The organism is Kitasatospora sp. NPDC048286 (genome assembly GCF_043201735.1).
Classification (GTDB): Bacteria; Actinomycetota; Actinomycetes; order Streptomycetales; family Streptomycetaceae; genus Kitasatospora.
Window position 1 is genome coordinate 161,957 of record NZ_JBICZE010000015.1, and the last position, 15,168, is coordinate 177,124.

At 70.5% G+C, this 15,168-nt stretch carries 11 protein-coding genes and 2 tRNA genes; 6 read left to right on the forward strand and 7 right to left on the reverse strand.

The annotated features are described in order from the left end of the window. Positions 1-263: 263 nt before the first annotated feature. Positions 264-1,847 carry an amidophosphoribosyltransferase gene (gene purF, locus ACGF13_RS31640; protein WP_392881767.1) on the forward strand — a complete coding sequence of 528 codons (1,584 nt, stop codon included), beginning with the start codon at positions 264-266 and terminating at the stop codon, positions 1,845-1,847. 100 nt (positions 1,848-1,947) lie between these two features. Further along, positions 1,948-3,033 carry a phosphoribosylformylglycinamidine cyclo-ligase gene (gene purM, locus ACGF13_RS31645; protein WP_392881770.1) on the forward strand — a complete coding sequence of 362 codons (1,086 nt, stop codon included), beginning with the start codon at positions 1,948-1,950 and terminating at the stop codon, positions 3,031-3,033. Between the two features lie 159 nt (positions 3,034-3,192). Here purM and ACGF13_RS31650 read toward each other — a convergent pair whose 3' ends face one another. After that, positions 3,193-3,450 carry a DUF3073 domain-containing protein gene (locus tag ACGF13_RS31650; RefSeq protein ID WP_392881772.1) on the reverse strand — a complete coding sequence of 86 codons (258 nt, stop codon included), beginning with the start codon at positions 3,448-3,450 and terminating at the stop codon, positions 3,193-3,195. 386 nt (positions 3,451-3,836) lie between these two features. Next, positions 3,837-4,994, reverse strand: a complete 1,158-nt coding sequence (locus ACGF13_RS31655) for a Glu/Leu/Phe/Val dehydrogenase dimerization domain-containing protein (RefSeq protein WP_392881775.1) — start codon at positions 4,992-4,994, stop codon at positions 3,837-3,839. A gap of 199 nt (positions 4,995-5,193) precedes the next feature. Here ACGF13_RS31655 and ACGF13_RS31660 point away from each other — a divergent pair, with 199 nt between their 5' ends. After that, positions 5,194-6,165 carry a hypothetical protein gene (locus tag ACGF13_RS31660; protein WP_392881777.1) on the forward strand — a complete coding sequence of 324 codons (972 nt, stop codon included), beginning with the start codon at positions 5,194-5,196 and terminating at the stop codon, positions 6,163-6,165. Between the two features lie 487 nt (positions 6,166-6,652). Continuing rightward, positions 6,653-6,859: a developmental transcriptional regulator BldC gene (bldC, locus tag ACGF13_RS31665; RefSeq protein ID WP_014137253.1), complete on the forward strand. Its 207-nt coding sequence runs from the start codon at positions 6,653-6,655 to the stop codon at positions 6,857-6,859. 358 nt (positions 6,860-7,217) lie between these two features. Here the strand turns inward: bldC and ACGF13_RS31670 are convergent. Both ACGF13_RS31670 and hrpA read right to left on the reverse strand, forming a co-directional pair. Beyond that, positions 7,218-7,291: transfer RNA gene (locus ACGF13_RS31670), tRNA-Asp, on the reverse strand. A 145-nt stretch (positions 7,292-7,436) separates the two neighbouring features. Continuing rightward, the gene (gene hrpA / locus ACGF13_RS31675; RefSeq protein ID WP_392881779.1) at positions 7,437-11,450 is read right to left on the reverse strand and encodes an ATP-dependent RNA helicase HrpA; all 4,014 of its coding nucleotides are present in this window, start codon (positions 11,448-11,450) and stop codon (positions 7,437-7,439) included. Between the two features lie 141 nt (positions 11,451-11,591). Between hrpA and ACGF13_RS31680 the strand changes: the two genes are divergently transcribed. Continuing rightward, positions 11,592-12,110, forward strand: a complete 519-nt coding sequence (locus ACGF13_RS31680) for a SigE family RNA polymerase sigma factor (protein WP_392881781.1) — start codon at positions 11,592-11,594, stop codon at positions 12,108-12,110. Continuing rightward, complete coding sequence (locus ACGF13_RS31685) at positions 12,107-13,027, forward strand: hypothetical protein (RefSeq protein WP_392881784.1); 921 nt, start codon at positions 12,107-12,109, stop codon at positions 13,025-13,027. Before ACGF13_RS31680 ends, ACGF13_RS31685 begins: the two co-directional genes overlap by 4 nt. A gap of 240 nt (positions 13,028-13,267) precedes the next feature. Here the strand turns inward: ACGF13_RS31685 and ACGF13_RS31690 are convergent. The 3 genes from ACGF13_RS31690 to ACGF13_RS31700 form a co-directional block, all read right to left on the reverse strand. Continuing rightward, a tRNA-Phe gene (locus tag ACGF13_RS31690) sits at positions 13,268-13,344 on the reverse strand. A 98-nt stretch (positions 13,345-13,442) separates the two neighbouring features. Next, the gene (locus ACGF13_RS31695) at positions 13,443-14,129 is read right to left on the reverse strand and encodes an HAD family hydrolase (protein ID WP_392881785.1); all 687 of its coding nucleotides are present in this window, start codon (positions 14,127-14,129) and stop codon (positions 13,443-13,445) included. Further along, entirely contained in the window at positions 14,126-14,974 is an 849-nt protein-coding gene (locus ACGF13_RS31700) for a GntR family transcriptional regulator (protein ID WP_392881788.1), read from the reverse strand. Before ACGF13_RS31700 ends, ACGF13_RS31695 begins: the two co-directional genes overlap by 4 nt. Between the last annotated feature and the right edge of the window lie 194 nt (positions 14,975-15,168).

A 15,168-nucleotide genomic window follows, 5' to 3' on the forward strand; every position in this document is an offset into this window, starting at 1 on the left:
GGAGACGTGACCGGCAGGCGACCGGCGGGGGAAGCCCGGGTGAGCAGGCTCACGTTCCTCCGTGCCCCGAACCCCTCCGCCGCACGCACCGAACTTCCCAACAGGCGCGAACCACAAGGCCAACCGCCACCCGCCGGAATTCCCCCCACCCGAAATCCCGGACCTGTAAGGGGTTTTGTCTACGCGCGTTAACTCCGGGTCGGCGGACAAACCCCCAGTCCCGGGGTCCGGAAGCCCTGGTCAACTGCCCTAGACTCGAAGACGTGCCACGTGGTGACGGAAGACTCAACCACGATCTTCTTCCCGGTGAGAAAGGCCCCCAGGACGCTTGTGGCGTCTTCGGTGTCTGGGCTCCCGGCGAGGAGGTCGCCAAGCTCACGTTCTTCGGCCTTTACGCCCTGCAGCACCGCGGTCAGGAATCCGCGGGCATCGCAGTGAGCAACGGCTCCCAGATTCTCGTCTTCAAGGACATGGGACTCGTCTCCCAGGTCTTCGACGAGGCCTCGCTGGGGTCGTTGCACGGGCATATCGCCGTCGGACACGCCCGCTACTCGACCACCGGTTCCTCGGTCTGGGAGAACGCCCAGCCGACCTTCCGGGCGACCGTCAACGGTTCGCTGGCCCTCGGGCACAACGGAAACCTGGTGAACACCGCCGAACTGGCGGCCATGGTCGCCGAGCTGCCCGGCGAGGAGCACGTCTCGCGCTCCGGCCGGACCGCCGCGACCAACGACACCGACCTGGTGACGGCCCTGCTCGCCGGCCACCCGGACCTCTCCATCGAGGAGACGGCCAAGGTCGTGCTGCCCAAGGTCAAGGGCGCCTTCTCGCTCGTCTTCATGGACGAGCACACCCTCTACGCCGCCCGCGACCCGCAGGGCATCCGCCCGCTGGTGCTCGGCCGGCTGGAGCGCGGCTGGGTGGTCGCCTCCGAGACGGCGGCGCTGGACATCTGCGGCGCGTCCTTCATCCGCGAGGTCGAGCCCGGCGAGCTCATCGCCATCGACGAGAACGGCATGCGCAGCTCCCGGTTCGCCGAGGCCAAGCCCAAGGGCTGCGTGTTCGAGTACGTCTACCTGGCCCGCCCCGACACCTCCATCTCCGGCCGCAACGTGCACCTCTCCCGCGTGGAGATGGGCCGCCGGCTGGCGAAGGAGGCGCCCGTCGAGGCCGACCTGGTGATAGCGACGCCCGAGTCCGGCACCCCCGCCGCGATCGGCTACGCCGAGGCCAGCGGCATCCCGTACGGCTCCGGCCTGGTGAAGAACGCCTACGTGGGCCGTACCTTCATCCAGCCCAGCCAGACCATCCGTCAGCTCGGCATCCGGCTCAAGCTCAACCCGCTGCGCGAGGTCATCGCCGGCAAGCGCCTGGTGGTCGTGGACGACTCGATCGTGCGCGGCAACACCCAGCGCGCCCTGGTGAAGATGCTGCGCGAGGCGGGCGCCGCCGAGGTCCACATCCGGATCTCCTCGCCGCCGGTGAAGTGGCCCTGCTTCTTCGGCATCGACTTCGCCACCCGCGCGGAGCTGATCGCCAACGGCATGACCATCGAGGAGATCGGCCGCACCCTCGGCGCGGACTCGCTCGCCTACATCTCGATCGACGGCATGATCGAGGCCACCAAGCAGCCCAAGGACAAGCTCTGCCGGGCCTGCTTCGACGGCGAGTACCCGATGGAGCTGCCGGACCCGGCGCTCCTCGGCAAGCTCCTGCTGGAGGCCGAGATCAAGGGCGGCCAGGCGCAGCCCGCCGTCCGCGGCAAGCCGACCAGCGGCAGCGACCTGGACGGCGTCCAGTCGCTGCTCGGCGGGGCGGGCGCGGCCGACGCGCTGCGCCGGCCGTAACGAATCGACGGTGGGGTCCCGCGAACCGGGGCCCCACCGCTGTTCCACCCCCTGCTGTTCCGAAGAACCACCCCCACCTGACCCGAGAGGGCCGCACGCAGTGACCAGCAACCAGAACGGCGCCACCTACGCCGCCGCCGGTGTCGACATCGAGGCGGGCGACCGCGCCGTCGAGCTCATGAAGCAGTGGGTGAAGAAGGCCAACCGCCCCGAGGTGGTCGGCGGTCTCGGCGGCTTCGCCGGCCTCTTCGACGCGTCCGCCTTCAAGAACTACGAGCGGCCGCTGCTGGCCTCGGCCACCGACGGCGTGGGGACCAAGGTGGCCATCGCCGCCGCCATGGACAAGCACGACACCATCGGCCACGACCTGGTCGGCATGGTCGTCGACGACCTGGTCGTGTGCGGCGCCGAGCCGCTGTTCATGACCGACTACATCTGCGTCGGCAAGGTCGTCCCGGAGCGGGTCGCCGCGATCGTCAAGGGCATCGCCGAGGGCTGCGCGCTGGCCGGCTGCGCCCTGGTCGGTGGCGAGACCGCCGAGCACCCCGGCCTGCTGGGCCCGGACGAGTACGACGTCGCGGGCGCCGGCACCGGCGTGGTGGAGGCCGACGCGCTGCTCGGCGCGGACCGGGTCCGGGCCGGCGACGTGGTGATCGCGATGGCCGCCTCCGGCCTGCACTCCAACGGCTACTCGCTGGTCCGCCACGTGCTGCTGAACGAGGCCGGCTGGAAGCTGGACCGCAAGGTCGAGGAGTTCGGCCGCACCCTCGGTGAGGAGCTGCTGGAGCCGACCCGGATCTACTCGCTGGACTGCCTGGCGCTCACCCGCGCCACCGAGGTGCACGCCTTCTCGCACGTCACCGGCGGCGGCCTGGCGGCCAACCTGGCCCGGGTCATCCCGGCCGGCCTGCACGCCCGCCTGGACCGCGGCACCTGGACCCCGCTGCCGGTCTTCCAGACCGTCGCCGAGGTCGGCCGGGTGGCCACCCTGGAGATCGAGAAGACGCTGAACATGGGCGTCGGCATGGTCGCGGTCGTCCCGCCGCACTCGGTGGACGTCGTGCTGTCGATCCTGGAGGACCGCGGCGTGGAGTCCTGGCTGCTCGGCGACATCGTCGAGCGCACCGACGAGCACGAGGACGGCGCGGCCCTCTACAACGCCTACGAGGGCTTCCGGGCGAGCTGACCCGCCACGTGACGACGAGAGGGCCCCTCCGGAGCACCGGAGGGGCCCTCTCGCATGCGGTGGGGGCCACCGGGGGACAGGGGCCGGTCCCGGACGAGGGAACGCCGAAGACCGGCCCGGCGCCCTGGGCGTCCGGACCGGCCTGCGGGAAAGCTGTGGTTACGAGCGGCGGGAGGCCTGCGACGGCCCGGCGCCCGGCCCGCTGTCGTCCTCGTCGTCGAGGTCGGCGTAGCGGGCGGCGTACTCCGCGTAGGGGTCGTCGTCCTCCACTTCCTCGATCGGCTCCGGCTCGATCGAAGAGGTGGACGGCGATACGCCCAGCTCGTTGGACAGACGGTTAGCGTCGAACCCGCCGCTGTTGTACTTCAGCTCGCGGGCGACCTTCGTCTGCTTGGCCTTGGCCCGGCCGCGCCCCATGGGTCGACCCCCTCAACGATGGGGCTCACGGCCCCGAGTCTGACACGTGTTCATGATCAGGACCGGCGCCTGCCCGAATGGGAGAAGCCGTCCCTTGGAGCATTAACGGTACCTGTTTCCGCCGCTGGACGGTACGTCGTCGGTGTGACGTGGCGCGCACCGACCGCACCCGAGACGAGGTCTTTCCAGGTCAAGGGAGGTTTTGTGGCGATTTTCGCGCTGTCCGGAGGTGTCTGAGGTCCGTCGTTCCAGGACTGATTATCCCCCCTGAGGGGGCCTCGGATCACCCGTTCGGGCGGAGAAGTGAGAATCCGGTTCCACATCGTGATGCGCGGGGGGCCGTGGTGACTGCCCCCCGCGCGTCACGCGGTCGGTCGCCGGCCCGATCAGGCGCGGCGGGCGCTCGGCAGCAGCACCGTGCGCAGGGCGCTGATCTCGCGCATCCGCTTCTCGGCCAGGCGGTCGGCGGCGACGGCCGGCGGGACGCCGTCGGCGGTGGCCCGGGTGAAGATCTCCAGGGTGGTGTCGAAGATCTTCGTGGCCTTGTTCTTGGCCCGCTCGAAGTTGAAGCCGTCGATCTCGTCGGCGACCTGGATGACGCCGCCGGAGTTCACCAGGTAGTCCGGCGCGTAGAGGATGCCGCGGTCGGCCAGGTCCTTCTCGACGCCCGGGTGGGCCAGCTGGTTGTTGGCCGCGCCGCAGACGATCGAGGTGCCGAACTCGCCCAGTGCGGCGACCGTGTCGTCGGTCAGCGCGCCGCCGAGGGCGCAGGGGGCGTAGACGTCCAGCTTGGCCTGCAGCAGGGCGGCGGTGTCGGCGACCACCTCCACCTCGGGGTGGGCGGCGCGCACGCGGTTGACCGCGGCCTCGAAGGGGTCGGTGACGACGACGGTGGCACCGTCCGCGACCAGGTGGCCGACCAGGTAGTGGCCGACCTTGCCGACGCCCGCGACGCCGACCCGCTTGCCGCGCAGGGTCGGCTGGCCCCAGCGGGCCTGGGCGGTGGCGCGCATGCCCTGGAAGACGCCGAAGGCGGTCAGGATGGACGAGTCGCCGGCGCCGCCGTGCTCCGGCGAGCGGCCGGTCACGAACTCGGTCTCGCGGGCGATGACGTCCATGTCCTGGACGTAGGTGCCCACGTCGCAGGCGGTGATGTAGCGGCCGCGCAGGGACTCGACGAAGCGGCCGTAGGCCCGGAGCATCGCCTCGTTCTTGTCCTTGTTCGGGTCGCCGATGATGACGGCCTTGCCGCCGCCGAGGTCCAGTCCGGCCAGCGCGTTCTTGTAGGACATCCCGCGGGACAGGTTGAGCGCGTCCTCCAGCGCCGCCTCCTCGGAGGCGTACGGGAAGAAGCGGGTGCCGCCGAGGGCCGGGCCCAGGGCGGTCGAGTGGATGGCGATGATCGCCTTCAGGCCCGAGCTGCGGTCGTGGCAGAGGACGACCTGCTCGTGACCGTCGCCGGGGGCGCCGTCCTGTTCGGTACGGAAGATCCTGCTGAGCACGCCGGGTGCGGGGTGCGTGGCGGGGGTCTGTACGTCGGTCACTGTGGTGACTCCAGTAATGAAGGCCCGCTGCTGTGGTGCGGGCGCCTAGGGCGAAGCGTAGCCGCGAGGAGGCCGCCGATCCGCTGTCTTGTCCGAGCTGGGGCCGGTCGTCCGAGGGGTGAGACGGGAAGTGGTACGCGGGTGCGGACGCGAACGGTTCGGGGGCGCGCTCTCCCCCGGTCGGGCGGCGCGTGCGACCATGCAGGACGTGACCGTCGTACGTACTTCCGTACAGCCGCCCTACGCCGCCCACCTGCGGGTCTACGAGCCGCTGGCCGCCTATCCGGAGCCCGAGCGGGCGCGCTGGCAGGCCTTTGCGGCGGAGCACGGGCCGGACGCCGCGGAGCCGGCCCAGCCGGTCGCGGCGGCGGTGCTGGAGGAGCAGCGGGAGGCGCTCGTCGGGCTGGCCGCCCGCACGCCCCGGGCGCTGCCCGAGCGGGAGAGCGGGCGGGCGTACCTGCGGGTGGTGGACGGCGTGCTGTACGTCTGCCCGTGGGCGACCAGGCTGCGCAGCTGGCAGGCGCTGGAGGAGCTGCGGGCCGGGGCGCCGGTGGCGCTGCTGGACACCGCGCTGCCGCCGGTGGCCCGGGCGGCCGCCGAGGCGGACCGGGAGCGCTGGCGGGCCGAGCACCCGGACGCCCGGCCGTGGATCCTGACCAGCCGCTGGGAGGTGCCGGTGCGCTGGTTCCTGCCGTTCGGGGACGAGGACCGCTGCTTCGTGCCGGGCGGGGGCGCGGCGGCGGACGAGGCGGCGGACGGGGGCGTGGACGGTCCGCCGGGCGGGAAGGAAGGGGTGGGGGAAGGGGGAGGGGAGCACGGGGGCCGGCCCGCGGCGCTGTTCTACCTGGTGCCGATGGCGCAGGCGCGGCGGCGGGTGGCACGGGCCTTCCGGGCGCTGCGCGAGGCGGTGCCGGACGGGGAGCTGGTGCGGGGGGCCGAGCGGGTCGGGCGCTGGCTGGAGGAGTTCCACCCGCGTTCGCTGGTGGAGCTGGACTACGGGGGCCTGGTGCATCTGCTGGGTCCGGAACGGTTGTTGGCGGACCGTTCGGCGGGGGAACTGGAGGAGGGGCTGCGCGCGCTGCGGGCGGGGGACACGGCCGAGGCACTGCGCGTGTACGGGGAACTGACGGTGCGCTGGCGTCGGGTGCTGGCACTTCGGCACGCGAACTGACGTCCGACCGCGCGTGTATGACTGTAAGAGTCCTTGGCACTGCAGGGGTGATGACCAAGGTCCTGGTTCGGGTCAATAGCTGTCGAACGTGACACTACTCACCGTTGACGCGAACTTACCCCTATGTGCAAAAATGGGACAACCAGCCCAACTTCACGTGAGCGTGCCCACTTTTGGGTGGTTCTGGAGTCGATGCGTGCTTTGCGGGGAAACGGAGGGTCTGGTCCCTTCGTAACCGGATGTCATTGCTGTGTGACTGTCCGCTATGGGGTGGTCCATCGCCATCCGTCGGCCTTGAACCCGTGAGGGGTCAATTTTGGCGGTTTGGTCGATAGGGCTGGACGGATGGTGTAGTTGTAGACACCAGGACAAGCCGTTCGTCCTATAACCGACTCGGCCCGTCTATGCCATTTCGGGCATCGCGGGCCAAGGTGCAGAATTTGAAGGATAGAACCGCCCTGGTTCGGTTCTCCCGAGGAGGCCGCTCATGACCGCTCGTACCCCTGATGCTGAGCCGCTGCTGACGCCGGCAGAGGTTGCCACCATGTTCCGCGTGGACCCGAAGACGGTCACCCGCTGGGCCAAGGCGGGCAAGCTGACGTCGATTCGCACGCTCGGCGGTCACCGCCGTTACCGTGAGGCGGAGGTGCGCGCTCTGCTTGCTGGGATTCCCGCCCAGCGCACTGAGGCCTGATAGGCCAAAGGCTCTTTAAAGGGGCCGCTTACCGGACTCCGCCGGGTCCGGTAAGCGGCCCCTTTGTCGTACCCGCGCGCGGGTGTTCGGCGTCGGTCAAGTGGTCGGAATGTTGAACTCCGGATAACGATTTGATGCGCCTGGGGTGGGGGGGATTTACAGTGAATACCTGTACAATTTTACATATTAAATTAGCGAGGTTCTGGAGGGGGCTTCGGAGGGTCGGCTCCGGAGGGGGTTCCGTGACGACTGTCACACCGTCAGTCACTTGTGGTCTAGACCTGGCCGGGGTAAGGGGCCGAAAGGTAAAAAGCGAGAGGCCCGGAACCTGAACGGTTCCGGGCCTCTCGCGTTGCGGCGATCCCGACGGGACTTGAACCCGCGACCTCCACCTTGACAGGGTGGCGAGCTAACCAACTGCTCCACGGGACCAGGTTTTCCTGATCTCGTTCACTCGCTTGCCGCGCTGCGAACAAGACAGACTGTAGCCCATGGTGGGCCCCCAGGTCGAACTGGCTCCTGAAGGCCCACCCGCAGCTCACGGCCGCGGCCCGGGGAGGCCGCGGCACCGCCCGGGTCAGAGCGTCGCCCGAGCCGCCTCCATCGCCTTCACGATCCGCTTCTCCGAGACCGGGCTCGGCGTGCCCAGCGACTGGGCGAAGAAGCTGACCCGCAACTCCTCGATCATCCAGCGGATCGCCCGTACCTCCGCGGAGGGCTGGTGCCCGGCCGGGACGGCCGCCAGCAGCTCCCCGTACGCCTGCTGCACCTGCTGCACCTTCAGCAGCTGCTGGGCGTCCCGCTGCGGGTGGTTGGGCAGCGCCTCCAGGCGGCGGTCCACCGCCAGCAGGTAGCGCTTGAGGTCCGGCAGCCGCTGCCAGCCGGTGGCGGTCACGAAGCCCGGGTGCACCAGCGAGGCCAGGTGCAGCCGGATGTCGTTCACCGCGTTCAGCAGCACCGGGCTGCTCACCGTCTTCAGCCGGGTCGAGGCCTTGTGGAAGGCGATCAGCGCGGTGGCCGTCTTCAGCGTGGTGTCCGCGGACAGCTCGTACAGGTCAGCGCGCACCTTGTCGTGCAGCTTGCCGAACGCCGCCTCGTCCCAGGCCGGGCCGCCGGCCAGGGTCATCAGCCGGTCCGTCGCCGCCGCCACGACGTCCTCGAACAGGGCGCCGATGGAGCCGTGCGGGCTGTGCGAGAGCGCCAGCTTCGCCTGGTTGCCCAGCCGGCCCTGGATCGACTTGGCCGGGGAGTTGGTGGTCAGCATCAGCAGCCGCCGCGTCCCCTCCCACATCGACTGGGCCTGCGCCTGCGTGGTGTCGAACAGCTTCACGGCGACCGACTGGCCCTCGTCCACCAGGGCCGGGTAGGCGCGCATCGAGTGGCCGCGCGAGCGCTGCTCGAAGGTGCGCTGGAGCACCGGCAGGGAGGCCGGCCAGGCGGTCAGCCCGCTCTGCTCGATGCCCTGGCCGGAAGCGGCCGAGGAGAGCGTCTCCTTGAGCTTGGGCTTGAGCTTCAGCCGCAGCTCCTCCAGGTCCTTGGACTCGGCGAGCCGGCGCTTGCCGTCCACCACCCGGAAGGTCACCTTGAGGTGCTCGGGCACCCGTTCATCGTCCCAGGCCTCCGGGGGCACGGTGACCGCCGTCAGGCGCTTCAGGGCGTGCTCCAGGGCCGGGAGGAGCCCCTCGGCGGAGCCGAACGTGCCATCAGTCCGGCGGTCCCTCACGGCACGCAGCGCCGCCCTGGCGAAGTCCGGCGCGGGGACGAAGTTGCGCCGGAGCGCCTTCGGCAGCGACTTGATGTACGCGGTGACCAGCTCCTCCCGCAGACCGGGGATCTGCCAGTCGAAGCCCTCCGCGGTGACCTGGTTGAGCACCGGCAGCGGGATGTGCACCGTCACGCCGTCCGCGTCGCTGCCCGGCTCGAACTGGTAGGTCAGCCTGAAGCGGAGCTTGCCCTGCTGCCAGTGGTCCGGGTAGTCGGCCTCGGTGACGCCGTCCGCGGCGTCGTTGATCAGCATCGACTTCTCGAAGTTCAGCAGGTCCGGCTGCTCGTGCCGGGCCTTCTTCCACCAGGAGTCGAAGTGCCGGGTGGAGACGACGTCCTCGGGCAGCCGGGCGTCGTAGAAGTCGAACAGGGTCTGGTCGTCCACCAGGATGTCCCGGCGGCGGGCCCGGTTCTCCAGCTCCTCGACCTCGCCGAGCAGCCTGCGGTTCTCCGCGAAGAACCGGTGGTGGGTCTCCCAGTCACCCTCGACCAGCGCGTTGCGGATGAACAGTTCGCGGCAGAGCTCCGGGTCGATCCGCCCGTAGTTGACCTTGCGCTGGGCGACGACCGGCATCCCGTAGAGGGTCACCTTCTCGTACGCCAGCACGGCGCCGGCCTTCTTCTCCCAGTGCGGCTCGCTGTAGCTGCGCTTGATCAGGTGGCCGGCCAGCGGCTCGACCCACTCCGGCTCGATCTTCGCGTTGATCCGCGCCCACAGCCGGGAGGTCTCCACCAGCTCCGCCGACATCACCCAGCGCGGCGGCTTCTTGAACAGGCCGGAGCCGGGGAAGACCGCGAAGCGGGCGCCGCGCGCGCCGCCGTACTCGCGCTTCTCCACGTCGTACAGGCCGATGTGGGAGAGCAGGCCGGCCAGCAGCGACTGGTGGATCCGGTCGGCGTCCGGCTCGGCGTCCGGGTGCGGCTCCTCGATCGCGACGCCCAACTGCTTGGCGACGGTGCGCAGCTGGACGTAGATGTCCTGCCACTCCCGTATCCGCAGGTAGTTGAGGAACTCCGCCTTGCACATCCGGCGGAACGCCGAGGAGGAGAGCTCCCGCTGCTGCTCCCGGACGTAGCGCCACATCGCCAGGTAGGAGAGGAAGTCGGAGGTCTCGGAGTTGAACCGGCGGTGCCGCTCGTCGGCGGCCTGGCGCTTCTCGGCCGGGCGCTCGCGCGGGTCCTGGATGGAGAGGGCGGCGGCGATCACCATGACGTCGCGGACGCAGCCGTTGCGGTCCGCCTCCAGCACCATGCGGGCCATCCGCGGGTCCACCGGGAGCTGGGCGAGCTTGCGGCCCAGCTGGGTCAGGCGCTTGCGCGGGTCCTTCTCGTCCGGGTCGAGCGCCCCCAGCTCGTGCAGCAGGTGGACGCCGTCCTTGATGTTGCGCGAGTCCGGCGGGTCCAGGAACGGGAAGGCGGCGATGTCGCCGAGGCCGGCCGCGGTCATCTGGAGGATCACCGAGGCCAGGTTGGTGCGCAGGATCTCGGCGTCGGTGAACTCGGGGCGGGAGAGGAAGTCCTCCTCCGAGTAGAGCCGGATGCAGATGCCGTCCGAGGTGCGGCCGCAGCGGCCCTTGCGCTGGTTGGCGCTGGCCTGGCTGATCGCCTCGATCGGCAGCCGCTGCACCTTGGTGCGGTGGCTGTAACGGGAGATGCGGGCGGTGCCCGGGTCGATCACGTACTTGATGCCGGGGACGGTCAGCGAGGTCTCGGCCACGTTGGTGGCCAGCACGATCCGGCGGCTGCGCGAGCGCTGGAAGACCTTGTGCTGCTCGGCCGAGCTGAGCCGGGCGTACAGCGGCAGGATCTCGGTGTTCTTCAGCTTCAGCTTGCCGAGGGCGTCGGCGGTGTCGCGGATCTCGCGCTCGCCGGAGAGGAAGACCAGGATGTCGCCGGGGCCCTCGGCCTGGAGCTCCTCGGCGGCGTCGCAGATCGCCTGGACCTGGTCCCGGTCGCGGTCGGCGTCGGTGGTGTCCTCGTCCTCCTCGGCCCCGTCCTCGACGAGCGGCCGGTAACGGACCTCGACCGGGTAGGTGCGCCCGGAGACCTCGACGATCGGGGCGTCGCCGAAGTGCCGGGCGAAGCGCTCCGGGTCGATGGTCGCCGAGGTGATCACGACCTTGAGGTCGGGCCGGCGGGGGAGCAGCTGCTTGACGTAGCCGAGGATGAAGTCGATGTTGAGGCTGCGCTCGTGCGCCTCGTCGATGATCAGGGTGTCGTACTGGTGCAGGTCGCGGTCGGTCTGGATCTCCGCGAGCAGGATGCCGTCCGTCATCAGCTTGACCAGGGTGTCCTGGCCGACCTGGTCGGTGAACCGGACCTTCCAGCCGACCGCCTCGCCCAGCGGACTGTCCAGCTCCTCCGCGACCCGCTCGGCCACCGTGCGGGCGGCGATCCGGCGCGGCTGGGTGTGGCCGACCAGGCCGCGCACGCCACGGCCGAGCTCCAGGCAGATCTTCGGGATCTGGGTCGTCTTGCCGGAACCGGTCTCGCCCGCGACGATCACCACCTGGTGGTCCCGGATCGCGGCCAGGATCTCGTCCTTCTTCTGGCTGACCGGGAGTTCGGCGGGATAGCCGATCTTCGGGACGGCCTGCCGGCGGCGCTCGACGACCAGCTCGGCGCGGTCGATGTCGGCGGCGATCTCGGTGGCGATCTTCTGCCGGGCCTCGGGCTTGCGGACCCGACGGGCCCCCTCCAGCCGGCGCCCGATCCGCACCTGGTCGCGCAGGGTCAGCTCGGGCAGACGGACGGCCAGCTCGCCGATTCCGGGTCCCTCGGCGGGTACGGCGGCGGACTGGACTGCGGGAGAACTCACTGCGGGCATCCCTCTAGGTTCGCAAGGAGGCACGGCGGAGCGCACCTCGGTTTTCGAGCCCCTCCAGTGTCACAGCCGTCGGCGACGAATCGCGAACGACGGGCAACGGTCCACGGCCGTCCCGGGCTCCGGGAGGGTGAGGAGGTGCTCATGGGAGCCCACAAGACCGCCCGGGACGAGGAGTTCCGGGCGTTCGTCGGCAGCGCGTGGTCACGGCTGCTCAGGACGGCGTACCTGCTCGCGGGGGACCGCCACGGCGCCGAGGACCTGGTCCAGCAGGCACTGGAACGGGCGTACGCGGCCTGGAACAGGGTTCGTGCCGCCGACGACCCGTACGCCTACGTGCGCCGGATCGTCTTCAACGAGCACGCCAGACGGTTCCGGCGGCGGCTGGTCGAGTACCCGGTCACCGCGTTCCCGGACCGGCCCGCGCCGGCCGGCGCCGACCCCGACGACCGGGCCGTGCTGCTCGCCGCGCTCGACACCCTGCCGCCGCGCCAGCGCCAGGCCGTGGTGCTGCGGTACTGGGAGGACCTCAGCGAGACTCAGACCGCGGCGGCGATGGGCTGCACGGTCGGGACGGTGAAGAGCCAGGCCGCCAGAGGACTGGCCAAACTCCGCGGGGCCTCCTCACTCATCGGACTGACGAGCATCGGAGGGACAAGATGAGCGACGGGTACCTGCCCGGGGACACGCAGGGCGGCGACGATCCGGCGACGGTACGGGCGCTGGGCGAACTGGCCGGGAGCGTCGAGACCGGCGCGGTGCCGTACGACCGGCTGATCGCCGGCGGCCGGCGGCGGCTGCGACGGCGGCGGCTGCTGACCGCCGGGGCGGCGGCGGTGCTGGTCGCGGGCATCGCCGGGGGGACGGCGGTGCTCGGCGAGCGCGGTCGGCAGGCGGTCTCGACCGTGGCGGTGGCTTCGGCCTCGGTCACCGCGGCGGCCGCCCCCGGCTCCCCGGGCGCTCCGGCCACCGCTTCGGCCACTCCTTCGGCGGCGGGCGTGCCCGCGACCCGGAACCCGTTCACCCCCGTCCGGGTCAAGGTCGCCGAGGGCGCGGCGAACGGCCACACCTGGCAGGCCTGGGCCGCGCTGTGGCCCGCCCCCTCCAGCAAGGAGGACTTCGCCAAGCAGGCCCGGCTGATCCAGGCGGAACGGCACGAAACCGATCCGAAGGCGAAGCCGGTCACCCAGAAGGACATCGACATCAACTGGGACCCGCGCATCGACCGGGTGAACTACTACTACACCGTGGACGGCAAGCGGCAGGCGGACGACGCCCTGCCCGCGGTGTCCGCCCCGGGCGGGTTCCCGGCCGCCGTCGGGGGGGCCTCGCTCGGCCTCCACGACGACGCGGGCGTCCCCGCGGTGGTGATCGAGGGGGTCCAGGCCGAGGTCGCGAAGGTCGTGGTCGCCTGGAAGACCGGCGGCACCACCGAGGCGGTAGCGGTCACGGTCGGGGACTCCCCGTTCCGCTTCTACGCCCTCGCCGCGAAGCCGGGCACCGACGCGGCGGCCGTCACCTACTACAAGGCGGACGGCTCGGTGGAGCGCACCACCGAGCTCTGGCTCCGGACCTCCTGAGCCGCCCACCGGGCGGGCCTCCACGGGCGACGCGCGGCCCGGCCGGCGTCCGGAGCCGGTCGAGGGCCGGGGTGGTGGCGGACGCCCGCGGCAGGGCGTCGACCACCTGCTCGGCACCGCTCCGCCACTCAGGAACAGCCTTCAGGCCCACCTGCTCGCCCTCGTCACCCGTGAGGCGGTGACGAGGAGCGTGAACGACGAAGCCCCCGTAGCGAATTCGCTACGGGGGCTTCCCGGTTGTGGCCAGGGCCGGGGTCGAACCGGCGACCTTCCGCTTTTCAGGCCGGATCAGGGCCCTCGATCGCCTAGGTCTGGCCGGGCGCGGAGTCCGCCGTTGTGCTGCGCCGTCCGCCCTTGTGCGCTGCTGTTGGCGTACGGGTTGGAGTACGCCTTCGGTGGCGCGGCTGTCCGAGTCTCACGTCAAGGCGTCCGCGATGAGCTGCATGGAGTCCACGATCACCACGGCGCCGGCGGTGGCGAGCTTGGCATCCTTTCCCGGCTTGTTGGCGTAGCCGATCGTCGGGATACCAGCGGCTTCCCCGGCCTCGACGTCGCGGGCCGCGTCGCCGATGAACACGCAGTGCTCCGGCTTGGTGCCCGCGGCTTCCATGGCTTCGAGTAGGAGGCGTGGATTCGGCTTCATGGACGAGGGGTCGCCCGGGGCGCGGCCGAAGACGCCCGCCACGTAGCCGCTGAGGCCGTGCTCGGTGAGGTAGGTCTCGATGGCCGCACCCGCGTTGTTGCTGACCACCGAGACCAGTCGACCGGAGCGGGCGCAGGACCGCAGAACCGATTCTCCGCCCGGGGTCGCGCGGCCCTTCCGGACGGCCTCAGTCTCCAGCGCGGCTAGTGCGGCGTCTGTGCTCCCCGTGAGGTCTGGCCTTGCGTCCGAGACCAGCCGGAGCAGGGCGAGGGGATCGCTTTCCTCTTCAGCCCCGGCCGGGGCCTGGCCGTCGCTGGCGAGCAGGCCCTCACGGAGTCGGCGCGCCACCTCGGGGGCGGGGAGGCCCGCGAAGACCGAGCACACCGGGCCGTCGAAGTCGAGCAGGACGTGCTTCACCGGCCGGAGTACATCGGCGAGTTGCTGAGGCGTGGTGGTCATGGCTGCCGCTCGTAGGAGATCGTGCTCCACACGCTGTCGAACCACATCTGCGCCTGCTGGACGTACTGCGATCCGAGCGAGGCGTCATCCGGTCCGGCGGCGTGGTGGAACAGGGTGGTGTCCTTACCCGTGACGTCGTAGAACGTGTGATCCGCGCCGTCCACCGCGATGGTCCGCTCACGCAGCGGATAGAAGCCGAAGAAGGCTTCCGACCGGTTCAGGATGTACAGCTTGAACAGGCTGGACCCTCGGTGCACCTTGACCTGGACGCTCGCCGACTGGACCAGCCCCAGTTCTGCCAGTACCTCGACCGAGTGGGCGATGCCCCCGGCGTTGGTCAGCGCGATGTTCCGGGCCCGCTCGCGAAGGGCCACTTCGTCCTTGAGACCGTCGACCAGCACGGGGACGGCCATCGGCTGTGTGGTGTCCGGCAGCAGCAGACGCACGGTGATGGACTCCGGGGTGAGTCGACCGGAGCGGACCTTGTCCAGCGGCTCTTGCAGCGCGTTGTGCAGCGTCTCGCTGGAGAAGCCGGCGAAGTCCAGAGTCACCTGCTGCTGTTCGAAGGCCGCTTCGAGGTGGGGCCGGAGTCCGACCGGCCGAGAGGTGCGCTCCCGGACGAACGAGCCGCTTCCCTGGCGGGTCACGATCAGCCCCTCGGTCCGAAGCAGGTCCAGCGCCTTGTCGACGGTGCCGCGCGCCACGCCGAAGTGCTTCGCCAGTTCGGGACCGGAAGGAAGTTTGTCGCCGGTCTCGAAGCCCGGCTTCTTGGTGAGGATTGAGGCCCGCAGAGAGCTGCTGACCTGCTGATACGGGGGGCGCGAGTCATCCGGGTCTAGGGCCATGCGTCAATGCTAGGGCAGGTGCCCAACAGACGCGAGAAACCCAACCCTCTTGACCTGCCTAGGCAGGTTGTCTATGTTGAGGGTGTCGAAAGCGACGGAAGGTCGCAGACGGCAAAGGGCCCTCTTTGGCCTGCTCTGACCTGCGGAAATGCCTGAAGCGGCGCTCAAACCGCCAAGTCCGTACGCCGCTTCAG

Bases quoted from the DNA above. Each gene is read 5' to 3' on its own strand.
- ACGF13_RS31700 (WP_392881788.1), bottom strand. From the start codon at position 14,974: ATGGCCCTAGACCCGGATGACTCGCGCCCCCCGTATCAGCAGGTCAGC.
- bldC (WP_014137253.1), top strand. From the start codon at position 6,653: ATGACCGCTCGTACCCCTGATGCTGAGCCGCTGCTGACGCCGGCAGAG.
- ACGF13_RS31650 (WP_392881772.1), bottom strand. From the start codon at position 3,450: ATGGGGCGCGGCCGGGCCAAGGCCAAGCAGACGAAGGTCGCCCGCGAG.
- ACGF13_RS31695 (WP_392881785.1), bottom strand. From the start codon at position 14,129: ATGACCACCACGCCTCAGCAACTCGCCGATGTACTCCGGCCGGTGAAG.
- hrpA (WP_392881779.1), bottom strand. From the start codon at position 11,450: ATGCCCGCAGTGAGTTCTCCCGCAGTCCAGTCCGCCGCCGTACCCGCC.
- ACGF13_RS31680 (WP_392881781.1), top strand. From the start codon at position 11,592: ATGGGAGCCCACAAGACCGCCCGGGACGAGGAGTTCCGGGCGTTCGTC.
- ACGF13_RS31685 (WP_392881784.1), top strand. From the start codon at position 12,107: ATGAGCGACGGGTACCTGCCCGGGGACACGCAGGGCGGCGACGATCCG.
- ACGF13_RS31660 (WP_392881777.1), top strand. From the start codon at position 5,194: ATGCAGGACGTGACCGTCGTACGTACTTCCGTACAGCCGCCCTACGCC.